Annotated in this window: 12 protein-coding genes and 2 tRNA genes; 6 read left to right on the plus strand and 8 right to left on the minus strand. The window is 51.9% G+C overall.

The window, feature by feature from the left end; genetic code table 11:
- Positions 1-296 precede the first annotated feature (296 nt).
- Positions 297-704: a histone-like nucleoid-structuring protein H-NS gene (gene hns, locus ABU178_RS10900; protein ID WP_397214692.1), complete on the plus strand. Its 408-nt coding sequence runs from the start codon at positions 297-299 to the stop codon at positions 702-704.
- Positions 705-815: 111 nt separating this feature from the next.
- Here hns and ABU178_RS10905 read toward each other — a convergent pair whose 3' ends face one another.
- The 5 genes from ABU178_RS10905 to rssA form a co-directional block, all read right to left on the minus strand.
- Complete coding sequence (locus tag ABU178_RS10905) at positions 816-1,823, minus strand: NAD-dependent epimerase (protein ID WP_397214694.1); 1,008 nt, start codon at positions 1,821-1,823, stop codon at positions 816-818.
- Positions 1,824-1,837: 14 nt separating this feature from the next.
- Positions 1,838-3,178: a UDP-glucose dehydrogenase family protein gene (locus ABU178_RS10910; protein WP_397214696.1), complete on the minus strand. Its 1,341-nt coding sequence runs from the start codon at positions 3,176-3,178 to the stop codon at positions 1,838-1,840.
- Positions 3,179-3,202: 24 nt separating this feature from the next.
- Positions 3,203-4,111, minus strand: coding sequence for a UTP--glucose-1-phosphate uridylyltransferase GalU (gene galU, locus ABU178_RS10915; RefSeq protein ID WP_397214698.1), 909 nt, complete (start codon positions 4,109-4,111; stop codon positions 3,203-3,205).
- A 194-nt stretch (positions 4,112-4,305) separates the two neighbouring features.
- A complete protein-coding gene (gene rssB / locus ABU178_RS10920; protein ID WP_397214700.1) occupies positions 4,306-5,322 on the minus strand; it encodes a two-component system response regulator RssB in 1,017 nt (338 codons plus the stop codon).
- A gap of 99 nt (positions 5,323-5,421) precedes the next feature.
- A complete protein-coding gene (gene rssA, locus ABU178_RS10925; protein ID WP_397214702.1) occupies positions 5,422-6,327 on the minus strand; it encodes a patatin-like phospholipase RssA in 906 nt (301 codons plus the stop codon).
- A 99-nt stretch (positions 6,328-6,426) separates the two neighbouring features.
- Here rssA and ABU178_RS10930 point away from each other — a divergent pair, with 99 nt between their 5' ends.
- The 5 genes from ABU178_RS10930 (at position 6,427) to xthA (ending at position 9,131) form a co-directional block, all read left to right on the plus strand.
- The gene (locus ABU178_RS10930; protein ID WP_397214704.1) at positions 6,427-6,882 is read left to right on the plus strand and encodes a YchJ family protein; all 456 of its coding nucleotides are present in this window, start codon (positions 6,427-6,429) and stop codon (positions 6,880-6,882) included.
- Positions 6,883-6,937: 55 nt separating this feature from the next.
- Positions 6,938-7,786 (plus strand): formyltetrahydrofolate deformylase, encoded by an 849-nt coding sequence (purU, locus tag ABU178_RS10935; RefSeq protein ID WP_397214706.1) that lies wholly within the window; start codon positions 6,938-6,940, stop codon positions 7,784-7,786.
- A 145-nt stretch (positions 7,787-7,931) separates the two neighbouring features.
- A tRNA-Tyr gene (locus ABU178_RS10940) sits at positions 7,932-8,016 on the plus strand.
- 47 nt (positions 8,017-8,063) lie between these two features.
- Positions 8,064-8,148 (plus strand) — tRNA-Tyr (locus ABU178_RS10945).
- A 176-nt stretch (positions 8,149-8,324) separates the two neighbouring features.
- Positions 8,325-9,131 carry an exodeoxyribonuclease III gene (xthA, locus tag ABU178_RS10950; protein ID WP_397214707.1) on the plus strand — a complete coding sequence of 269 codons (807 nt, stop codon included), beginning with the start codon at positions 8,325-8,327 and terminating at the stop codon, positions 9,129-9,131.
- A gap of 31 nt (positions 9,132-9,162) precedes the next feature.
- Here xthA and ABU178_RS10955 read toward each other — a convergent pair whose 3' ends face one another.
- From ABU178_RS10955 to ABU178_RS10965, 3 genes are all read right to left on the minus strand, one after another.
- Entirely contained in the window at positions 9,163-9,462 is a 300-nt protein-coding gene (locus tag ABU178_RS10955; protein ID WP_397214709.1) for a YnjH family protein, read from the minus strand.
- Positions 9,462-11,378 carry a DNA topoisomerase III gene (locus ABU178_RS10960; RefSeq protein ID WP_397214711.1) on the minus strand — a complete coding sequence of 639 codons (1,917 nt, stop codon included), beginning with the start codon at positions 11,376-11,378 and terminating at the stop codon, positions 9,462-9,464. The genes ABU178_RS10955 and ABU178_RS10960 overlap by 1 nt, the downstream gene beginning before the upstream one ends.
- Before the next feature lie 173 nt (positions 11,379-11,551).
- A complete protein-coding gene (locus ABU178_RS10965) occupies positions 11,552-12,103 on the minus strand; it encodes an NAD(P)H nitroreductase (RefSeq protein WP_397214713.1) in 552 nt (183 codons plus the stop codon).
- Positions 12,104-12,264: the final 161 nt, after the last annotated feature.

Raw genomic sequence — 12,264 nt, forward strand, 5'->3', positions numbered from 1 at the left:
AACCTCAGAAAGCTTATGCTCGCGCGTCTTTTTTGCGTTATCGGCATTTTCTGATTTCCCTGCTGATCGACGGGATTAATTGCTGCCGTCATTCGGGTTGAATCTAACTCACCATCACAAAACCCGAAAATAACTATTAAACGGCTCCGGAGACTTCTGCAAAAAATAGGCTGCGTGATATTCCTTTTTAACGCTTTTTTCGTATCTCTCGACTTAACTATTGAAGTTCTTTTTTGCCAACACTATTATTAGCGGGCAGAACAATTCTCCCACCATTATATTCAGAGATTAGGACAATGAGCGAAGCACTTAAAATTCTTAATAATATCCGTACATTGCGTGCGCAAGCCAGAGAATGTTCACTGGAAACGCTGGAAGAATGCCTGGAAAAACTCGAAGTTGTGGTGAATGAACGTCGCGAAGAAGAGACGCATTTTCAGGCTGAAAATGAAGAACGTACCCGCAAATTAGAACAGTATCGTGAAATGCTGATTGCCGATGGTATCGATCCCAATGAATTACTGCAGGCAATGTCGGAAACCAAAACAACGGGTAAAGCGAAACGCGCTGTACGTCCGGCAAAATATCAATATACCGATGAAAATGGTGAAACCCGTACCTGGACTGGCCAGGGTCGCACACCTGCCGTGATTAAAAAAGCAATTGAAGAACAAGGTAAACAGCTGGAAGATTTTCTGCTTTAAATCGCCTGCAATGTGCTTCGTCAGGTCAGCTTAGCCAGGGAGAGGTTTTGACATGTTGTCGCCAGCATCAGGTAAAAAAAGGAAGCCTCGTGCTTCCTTTTTTATACAATATTAAACCTTATAAAATTCCCGATACCAGTCAACGAAGCGCTGTATACCCTTTTCCATATGAGTTTCTGGTTTGAAACCAATGGCGTTATACAATGCTTGCGTATCTGCGCTGGTTTCCAGTACATCCCCCGGTTGCATTGGCAACATATTCTTTTTGGCCTTAATGCCCAACGCTTTTTCTAAAGCTTCGATATAAGCCATTAGCGTAACAGGCGAGCTGTTGCCAATGTTATAAACCCGATAAGGGGCCGAACTGGTGGCCGGGGAACCGGTTTCAACCGTCCAGTTTTCATCTTTTTGCGGAATGACATCCTGTAGTCTGACGATCGCTTCGGCAATATCGTCAATATAGGTAAAGTCTCGCTTCATTTGTCCGTTGTTATAAACATCAATACTCTCACCGGCAATCATGGCGCGCGTAAATTTAAACAAGGCCATATCCGGACGCCCCCATGGACCATATACGGTAAAGAAACGCAGGCCGGTGGTGGGCAAATTATAAAGATGAGAATAAGTATGTGACATCAGCTCATTGGCTTTTTTCGTCGCGGCGTAAAATGATACCGGATGGTCAACACTGTCATCGGTCGAAAAAGGCATTTTACGATTCAGGCCATAAACTGAGCTGGATGAGGCGTATAATAAATGCTCAATCTTATGTTGGCGGCAACCTTCCAGAATATTCAGGTGGCCGGTAAGATTCGCATCCGCATAGGCATGTGGGTTCTCAATGGAATAGCGTACGCCAGCCTGCGCTCCCAGGTGAATAACGCGTTGCGGCTTGTGCTGTTGAAAAAGCGATGCGATAGCCTGACGATCGGCTAAGTCAGCCTGGATAAACGCAAAGGCGGGATGTTGCCGGATAAGATCAAGACGGGATTGTTTAAGGTTAACGTCGTAGTAATCATTCAGGTTGTCGAGACCAACAACCTGGTGACCGGCAGCCAGCAGGCGTTGGCTGACATGAAAACCAATAAATCCTGCGGCGCCGGTTACCAGAAAGTTCATATATCCCTCATTAATTATGCAATTTGAATAGACGCTCCGCGGCCGATTGCATAATAAACGAAACCGCGGCGGCTCATACGTTCCGGATCATACAGGTTACGACCATCAAAAATCACAGGTTCTTTCAGTGAGTTTTTAATCGTGTCGAAGTCCGGAGCACGGAAGTTTTGCCACTCCGTACAGATAACCAGGCCGTCAGCGCCTTGCAGCGCCGCTTCTTTGGTTCCCATCAGCTTGAGATCGCTGCGATGTCCGTAGATACGCTGCGCTTCGTCCATGGCTTCCGGATCGAATGCCTGCACGGTTGCGCCAGCTTCCCACAGGGTTTCCATCAGCACGCGGCTCGACGCTTCACGCATATCATCGGTGTTAGGCTTAAATGCCAGTCCCCAAAGCGCGAAGGTTTTGCCGCTGAGGTTTTCACCGAAGTGGCGCTTGATGAAGTCCGGCAGCTTGCTCTTCTGGTTATCATTGACCTCTTCGACCGCCTGCAGCAAACGTGGCTTGTAGCCAATCGATTCAGCGGTGCGAATCAACGCCTGCACATCTTTCGGGAAGCAGGAGCCGCCGTAACCACAGCCCGGATAGATAAAATGGTAGCCGATGCGGGAATCTGAGCCGATGCCCTGACGTACCTTTTCAATATCCGCGCCCAGACGTTCAGCCAGGTTTGACATCTCGTTCATAAAGCTGATTTTGGTCGCCAACATGCAGTTAGCCGCATATTTGGTCAGCTCAGCACTACGAATATCCATCAGGATCATACGATCGTGATTGCGATTGAACGGCTCATATAATTCACGCAGCAGTTCAACGACGTCGTCGTTATCGGTGCCGACCACGATACGCTCAGGACGCATACAGTCGTTTACCGCCGCTCCCTCTTTCAGGAACTCCGGGTTCGATACTACATCAAAGTTGATATTGGCATCGCGCGCGCGCAACGTTTCACTCATCACAGTACGAACTCTGTCCGCAGTGCCGACCGGAACGGTGGATTTATCGATAATCACCTTATGGCTATCCATATGCTGCGCAATGGTTCGTGCCACCGCGGTCACATATTTAAGATCAGCCGATCCATCCTCATCGGGCGGTGTACCCACGGCAATGAACTGCATGATGCCATGATTCACCCCCTCTTCCGCATTGGTACTGAATTTCAGGCGACCCGCTTCGTAATTCGACATGACTAACGGCGTCAGGCCGGGTTCGAAAATAGGGATAATGCCTTTTTTCAGATTTTCGACTTTATTTTCATCGACATCAATACAGAGAACGTCATGTCCGACCTCGGCCAACACCGCAGCCTGAACCAGACCAACATAGCCGATACCAAATACAGTGACTTTCATTGAGTTATCCTGTTTTTTAATGAGTTACTTTTTGTTGCCAACCGCTTGATCGAGCCACTGCGTAAAATCTTTGCCCAGAACCGGGTGACGAACACCGTACTCAACGAAAGCCTGCATATAGCCCAGCTTGTTACCACAGTCGTGGCTGACGCCCTTCAGGTGATAAGCTTCAACTGTTTCTTTGTCCATCAGCATGGCGATGGAATCGGTCAGCTGGACTTCTCCGCCTGCGCCCGGAGGCGTTTTAGCTAACAGCGGCCAAATATCAGCTGAGAGCACATAGCGTCCTACAACGGCCAGGTTTGACGGCGCTTCAGCCGCTTTCGGCTTCTCGACCACGCCAACCATCGGCGCGCTGTCGCCCGGGTTCAGCTCTGCGCCCTGGCAGTCAACCACACCGTAAGCGGTCACGTCAGCAACTGGCTCAACCATGATCTGGCTGCGGCCGCTCTCTTCGAAACGAGAAAGCATTTCAGCAAGGTTATCTTTGGTCGGATTAGATTCATATTCATCAATGATCACGTCCGGCAGAATCACCGCCACCGGCTCGTCGCCAATCAACGGGTGCGCGCACATCACAGCGTGACCCAGGCCTTTCGCGATGCCCTGGCGAACCTGCATAATGGTTACATGCGGCGGACAGATTGACTGGATTTCATCCAGCAGCTGACGCTTGACGCGTTTTTCCAGCATCGCTTCCAGTTCGAAACTGGTATCAAAGTGGTTCTCGATGGAGTTTTTAGAAGAGTGGGTAACCAGCACAATCTCATTGATTCCGGCAGCGATACACTCGTTAACGACATACTGAATTAACGGCTTATCAACCAGCGGCAACATCTCTTTTGGAATGGCTTTGGTGGCAGGCAGCATACGCGTACCCAAACCTGCTACCGGGATTACCGCTTTTTTTACTTTAGACTTATAGGCAGACATCAAGATACCTCTCTTATAGGCCGTTCAAGTTACTACTTGATATGTCGGTTTAAAAAATCGAAATGAGTATATCAGTTACCATCCGACGGAATTATCCTGGATGGACTTAATCCGTCGAATTTAAGACTATTACCCAAGTGTAAAGCGTGGAATTGGTCCTGTCTCCAGCGCCCCTGGAATTTAAATTTTTGTGCTCAGGAATCAGCCGATAACATCAGGCGCAGCCGACCACCAGCGCCCCATACGTGACATTGCCAGTTGTCCGCGCGCTGGCTGATTTGGTTAAGATAGGTGTTTCCCATAGTACCGAGCGGAACCCCATTACTGAGTTGAATCTGATGGGCGTTAATCTGAAGCGTTGCGTTTAATCCCGCCGAAACTAAAACCAGATTTTTTAAACCGCGGTGATAATAACCAACCAGCAGGGGAAACTGGCCGCTGAGATTCGCCTGGCGTAATAATAAATTGACCTGTCTCAACAAGCCGTTTAATTCCGGCAGGCGCTGTTTTTGACCGGAGAGTTGCTCCTGAAGCAGACCGTTAAATAACGCACGCAACAATAACGCGGCGAGCACGCCATTATCCCCGGCACGCGTGACGTCGAGACAGTAGAAAGCGAGATCTTTTTCCGACAGCGCGGCGATATCTAATACCAGGCCGGGCTGCTCGGCCATCGTCAACTGGCGATAATTGATGCGGCAGCTTGCGATGGTTTGCTGAACGGGCGGCTGCAGCTGCTTAAGCAGCTTCGCGGCGGCGGAGGGATCGCGCACTAACGCATCCCAGTCCTGAAACAGCTGCTCATCCTCTTCAACTTTTGAGGTGAACATAGATGGATAAAGGCATTCGTAAACGGCTTCGCGAAAACGTTCAAAGTTTTTAAGCGGTTTAAGCAGCACGTCCTGAACGCCCAGACGCAACACATGAGCAATATCCGCCATGTTTTGCGTGGCCGAAATGATGAGGATGGGCACGCTGTTACCGCGAGTTCGTATATGCTCCACGAATTTAATGCCGTTCATGCGCGGCATTTCCAGATCGGAAATCACCAGGTCCACATCATGGCCCTGCAACTGCGCAATAGCATCAAGCCCATCTCCTGCCAGCAGCGTGGTCGCGCCAGACGCCAGCAGAAAATTTTCCAGTAATGAACGGAAAACGACCTCATCTTCGACAATGAGTATCTTTTTGCCGATTAGTGGTTTTTCCATTCTCTCCCCCTGCGTACCAGATCATTCAATAGTGGTTCATAAAACGCAGTTGCGCCTTTCAGAATTGACCGAAGAAACATCTGTGAATGAACAACCCGATTATCTGCTACGGACCAGTGGTAATAGTTCATCCATTTTTTTCTCAACGGCAGCCTTGCCTGCCGCAATGGCTTCTTCAGCACGATGAAAGTCCAGTGTTGAAATCTGCGGACAAAACGGCTGAATCAACACATCCGGCGGATCGCCTGCCATGCGATTACGCTTCAGGCGATTTTCCAGCACCTGGATCGAGGTGGTCATAATTTCCATCGCTCCAGGCGTTTGATAAGCACGACGCTGTGTGAAACCTGTAATACGCTGACGTATCTTCTTGCCCCAGCTCAGCGCTGCAGCCGTGGCCGCCTCTTCGTCGCTCTGCGGCGTGACGGAGAGCAAATCCTGCTGCATCAGATGCGCGTCATGCTGCAGATCCACAGCGATAACGATATCTGCACCCAAGGCGCGCGTCAGTGAAATGGGCACCGGATTCACCACTGCGCCATCCACAAGCCAATAACCATTGTAGCTAACTGGTGGCAATAAGCCTGGCATACTACAGGATGCACGCACAGCTTGATGTAAGTCGCCTTCTGTAAGCCAGAGTTCGCGGCCCGTGCTGAGATTGGTCGCCACCACGCCAAACGGCTTGTTACAGCCTTCCAGCGTATCATGAGGAATAAGTTGACGGACGTGGTTAAATACGCGTTCGCCGCGTAGTAGCCCACCGCGTTGCCAGGAGAGATCCATCAGGCGAATAACGTCCCAGTAGCGAAAAGCGTTTACCCATTTTTCCATCAATCCGAGACGTCCGTTGACATAAGCGGATCCAACTAACGCACCGACGGAACAACCTGCCACCACATCGATTTCGATACCGGCACGCTCAAGCGCAGCGATGACGCCGATATGCGCCCATCCTTTGGCAGCACCTGACCCCAGCGCCAGTCCAATCTTAACCTGTCTCATTTCACCTCTGGTGTCGGCTGCAAAAATGGCTTCACTGCACCGAGTCAGCTACCATAGCCGCAATTATTCTCTTTTCTTACTTCACGCTCAGGAGCCAATGTGTCTGAAAAGTGCCCATGCTGCAGCGGAAAGCAGTATAGCCTATGTTGTGAGCCTTACCTTTCCGGCGCCGCTGTTCCAGCCAGTGCGGAAGCGCTGATGCGCTCACGCTATACCGCTTATGTTAACCAAAACGCGGCTTATCTTGTCTCGACCTGGCACCCTGACAAACGCTTACCCGATATGGCCGGGTTATTATCTGAAAGTTTTCACGATACGCAATGGTTAAGCCTGACTGTAACCCGTTGTAATCATGGAAGCCACGAGAATGAAAGTTTTGTAACATTTTTTGCGCGATACCTCGAAAAAGCGAAGCCGACGAGCCTGCATGAATGTTCGCGCTTTCTTCGCGAGGATCAACGCTGGTACTATGTTGACGGAACCTCGCCTCAAGTGGGGCGAAACGATCGCTGTCCTTGTGGCTCCGAAAAAAAATACAAAAAATGTTGCGGCTAAGGTCCTCTTCGCCCAACGGCATCACCATAATTGCTTTTACAGGACTCTGATCGAGATGCAAGCGCAAACCATGCAAAGAAAAGTTTTACGTACCATTTGCCCCGATGCGAAGGGACTGATCGCGAAAATCACCAATATCTGTTACAAGCATGAGCTGAATATCGTGCAAAACAATGAATTTGTTGATCATCGCACCGGGCGCTTCTTCATGCGCACAGAGCTGGAAGGAATTTTTAACGACAACACCCTGTTGGCGGATCTGGATAGCGCACTGCCCGCAGGCTCGGTTCGCGAGCTGAACAGCGCCGGTCGCCGCCGCGTGGTGATTTTGGTCACCAAAGAGGCGCACTGCCTGGGCGATTTGTTGATGAAAAGCGCCTTTGGCGGCCTGGACATGGAAATCGCTGCGGTCATCGCTAACCATGACACTTTACGTTCGCTGGTCGAGCGTTTCGATATTCCTTTCGTTCTGGTCAGCCACGAGGGCCTGACGCGCGAAGAGCATGACAATAAGATGGTCGATGAGATCGATCGTTATCAGCCCGATTATGTGGTGCTGGCGAAATATATGCGCGTGTTGACCCCTGCCTTTGTGCAACGCTATCCCAATCAGATTATCAACATTCACCACTCCTTCCTGCCAGCGTTTATTGGCGCCCGTCCTTACCATCAGGCTTATGAGCGCGGCGTGAAAATCATCGGCGCTACCGCCCATTATGTGAACGATAATCTGGATGAAGGCCCGATCATCATGCAGGATGTGATTAATGTCGATCACAGCTATACCGCTGAAGAGATGATGCGCGCCGGGCGTGACGTCGAGAAAAACGTGCTGAGCCGGGCACTGTATAAAGTGCTGGGTCAACGCGTGTTTGTTTACGGCAATCGCACCATCATTCTGTAAGTGCTGTGGGCGCTGAATTGCCTGACAATTCAGCGCCTCGGGCAAAAAGTGGGCAAACGATTCATTATTTCACTGGCGGTGCTTTACACCCTGTATTCATTTGGTATGATGCGCCCCGCTTTCAGGCATAATGATTCAGGCCAGTGGTGGGATTCCCGAGCGGCCAAAGGGAGCAGACTGTAAATCTGCCGTCACAGACTTCGAAGGTTCGAATCCTTCTCCCACCACCATCTGAATCTTCTCTTCTCGCCTGAAACAGCTTCACAATTATTTCCCTGGTGGGATTCCCGAGCGGCCAAAGGGAGCAGACTGTAAATCTGCCGTCACAGACTTCGAAGGTTCGAATCCTTCTCCCACCACCATCCTGAATTAACGACATTAGTTTCCCTTTCGATCATCCCCTTGTTGTGCGACCAGACGTAAAACCTTTATTCAGATATCTGCCAGAGATTGCACTCTACCTCACTGCCCTGCCCGATGACTTTTCGTTGAAAAGCCGCTACCATCCTGCCATTCTTTTCTGACAGTGGCTGGCCACATGAAATTTGTTTCATTTAACATCAACGGGTTGCGCGCCCGCCCTCACCAACTTGAAGCCCTTGTCGAGCAGCATCAGCCTGATGTTATCGGTTTGCAGGAAACCAAAGTCCATGACGATATGTTTCCGCTCGAAGAGGTAAGCAAGCTGGGCTACAACGTGTTTTATCACGGACAAAAAGGGCACTATGGCGTCGCGCTGTTAACCAAAGCGCCGCCGGTTATGGTGCGCCGCGGTTTTCCTGGCGATGACGAAGAGGCGCAGCGCCGGTTAATCATGGCTGAAATTCCCAGCCCGATCGGTGATATCACCGTGATCAACGGCTACTTTCCACAGGGAGAAAGCCGCGACCATCCAACCAAATTCCCGGCTAAAGATAAGTTCTACCGTGACCTGCAAAGCTACCTGGAAACGCAGCTGAGCGCGGATAAACCGGTACTGATCATGGGCGATATGAATATCAGCTCCACAGACCTCGATATCGGCATTGGCGAAGAGAGCCGCAAGCGCTGGCTGCGTACCGGCAAATGTTCTTTCCTGCCGGAAGAGCGTGATTGGATGGATCGTCTGTTAGGCTGGGGATTGATTGATACCTGGCGGGCGCAGAATCCCGCTACTGTCGATCGTTTCTCCTGGTTCGATTACCGTTCAAAAGGCTTTGATGATAATCGCGGGCTGCGTATCGATCTGGTACTGGCTAGCCAGCCGCTTGCCGCTCGCTGCATCGAAACCGGTATTGACTACGATATTCGCGCCATGGAAAAGCCATCCGACCACGCGCCCATCTGGGCGACATTCGGATTCTGATCGACAGCGTGGCCTGATGCCACGCTGCTGCTTATTTAATGATTTTCCAGATCAGGTTATTGGTGCCGAGCGACTTTTCGTCGCGCGTGCACTGCAACAGCACATCTTCCGCTTTCACCACCGCGCCTTCTGTGTAGCTACGGTTTTCATAGGTACAGCAGCGCATGCAGTTAGCCTGCTGGTTTTGCCCCTGTGTCCAGACCTCATCAGGCATATCCACCACCACATCGGGCGTGTTGTTGCTGACCACTTCCTCCTGCTGATGACGGCCAGCCAGCGCCGACGTGCTGAGCATTGTCAGAACTAACAGGCCCGCTAACGAATAACGCATTATTCTGTCTCCTTGATCTTACGCCTGAAGGTTTTCCTGGCTCGTTTCTGCCCGGATGCGGGCAGCCCGCGAAAGGCGCGTGCGGCGGGCTGCTGACGCGCCTGATGAATCAGGTCGGTCAGCGTTGTAACCAGCGGCTGCATAAACTCATCATAGCGACACGCCTTTTCACTGATGCGCGTCAGCGTCGATTCCCATTGCGCAGTCATATCCGGCCGCGCCGCCATTTCGGGCAGAGAGTGGATTAATGCCCTTCCGGCTTCGCTGGCGTGAATATAACGCCCCTTTTTCACCAGGAAGGCGCGCCGGAACAGCAATTCAATAATGCCTGCACGCGTGGCTTCCGTTCCTAAACCATCGGTCGCACGCAGCACTTTCTTTAATGCTTTATCCTGAACAAAGCGGGCGATACCGGTCATGGCGGAGAGCAGCGTGGCATCGGTAAAGTGTCTCGGCGGTTGCGTTTGCTTCTCAACCACTTCGCCCCGCTCGCAGAGCAGCTCATCTCCTTTCGCCACAACCGGCAACGGCGTGCCTTCGTTTTCTTCGTCACGCTCTTTATTGCCTAACAGCGCGCGCCATCCCGCTTCGGCCAGGAAACGCGCTTTGGCGACAAACTTACCGCCGGCGATATCGAGTTCGATAACGCATTTACGGAACATTGCATCCGGACAAAACTGCATCAAATACTGACGGGCGATCAGCTCATAGATACGCACTTCATTTTCTGACAGCCGCACCGCGCCGCTACGCGCTGTGGGAATGATGGCATGGTGCGCATCCACTTTCTTATCGTCCCAGCAACGATTTTTCTGCTGCGGGTTGAAATCAGCAGGAGGTTGCAGATCCGGCTGATGAGCGCGGATCGCTTTCAGCACCGATTGTCGTCCGGCGAAATGCTCTTCCGGCAGATAACGGCAGTCAGAGCGCGGATAGGTAATCAGCTTATGAGTTTCATACAGCCGCTGACAGGTATCCAACACGGTTTGCGCGCTGAGCCCGTAGCGTTTAGCCGCTTCGATTTGCAAACTGGAGAGCGAAAATGGCAAAGGCGCCGTTTCACTCTCCCGCTTATCGTTATAGCTGGTGACGATCGCTGGTTTGCCGTTAATGCGGGCAATCACATGATCGGCCAATGGCCGGTGCAGCAAACGCCCCTCTTCATCCTGCCAGGGTTCGCACGCTTCGCTGGGTATCCAGGAGGCGACAAAGCGTTCCTGTTTGGGCGTGACGATATGGGCTTTAACCTCGAAATAATCTTTTGGAATGAAATTTTCGATCTCTTCATCCCGACGCACTACCAGTCCCAGCACCGGCGTTTGCACGCGGCCCACGGAAAGCACGCCATCGTAACCGGCATTACGCCCCAACAGCGTCCAGGCGCGCGTCATATTGATGCCGTACAGCCAGTCGGCGCGCGCGCGAGCCAGCGCCGAAACGCACAGCGGAATGAATTCACGGTTTTCACGCAGACGGCTCACCGCGCGCGCTACGGCCTGCGGGTTGAGATCGTTGATCAGGCAACGCTGCACCTTATCGCGCTTCGCGGCGGGCAGGTGTAAATAATCCAGCACTTCATCTACCAGTAACTGACCTTCACGGTCCGGATCGCCGGCATGAACCACCTCACTGGCTTTTTTCAGTAAGCCTTCAATGACTTTGAGCTGTTTCGCCACTGACGGACGAGGCTGAAGCCGCCATTTTTCCGGAATTATGGGAAGATCGGCCAGCGCCCAGCGCGCATAGCGACTGTCATAGCTGTCTGGCTGCGCCTGTTCAAGCAAATGCCCAACGCACCAGGTCACAACCTGATCGTCGCCACAGGCGATATACCCCTCTCCACGCCGGTGCGGCTTAGGTAAAACATCAGCAATAGCACGCCCTAAACTGGGCTTTTCGGCAATAAACAAACGCATGGATAACGACGATCCTTTACTTCAGGAGACAATAATCTTCTTGATGAGGCCTATGTTAGCCTGGCAGGAGAAATGGCGTAAGCGTTGAGGGAAAGGTTCTCGATCTTTCGCACAATGCGCCGTCAATTTGCAGGGTCAGCGACGACCCTGCCTGAAAGCGCCGATAAAGTTTATCAGAAATAGCTGACGAAATGACGGGTGTCGGGCGGCAGCACGGTGGTGCTGGATTTCAACTGCGGCGTGCCCAGATAGAGGAAGCCGACGATAGCATCCTGTTCGCGACAGCCAAAGGCTTCGCGTACCTGCTGATGTTCGGTCCAGGGACCGCTGCGCCAGATGCCGTTAAAACCCTGAGCCAGCGCCGCCATCTGCATGGCCATCACCGCACAGCCCGCCGACACCACTTGCTCCCAGCGCGGCACTTTGGGATGCGCCTCGCAGTGCGCGACAACGGTAATCATCATCGGCGCGCGAAACGGCGACTGCGTGGCTTTTTCAATCGCTTTCTCATCCAGCCCATCGGCGTTCGCCGCCTGCGCCAGCAGTTGACTCAGACGCTCGCGTCCTTCTTTCTCGACAATAATGAAGCGCCACGGCTGTAACGTGCCGTGATCGGGCGCGCGCATACCGGCGCGCAGGATGTTTTCCAGCGCCTCGCCAGCGGGTGCGGGTTCAGCTAAGCGTGAAGCGGAACGACGGTTAACCAGTAATTCAAGTGCATCCATGTTTATCTCCTGATAATGAAGCGCATGAGTTAATCCTGGCACAGACGATTTTTTTGTAACAGTCCAACGCGATTTCCTGCTGACTTTTAGCACGCTGCTCTTTAGGATGAGGCGTGATCGAGGGTCTGTCTCTGACTTCGGGACTCCCTCAGCTAAGCGAA

The organism is Pantoea osteomyelitidis (genome assembly GCF_044342975.1).
GTDB classification, from domain to species: Bacteria; Pseudomonadota; Gammaproteobacteria; order Enterobacterales; family Enterobacteriaceae; genus Pantoea; species Pantoea osteomyelitidis.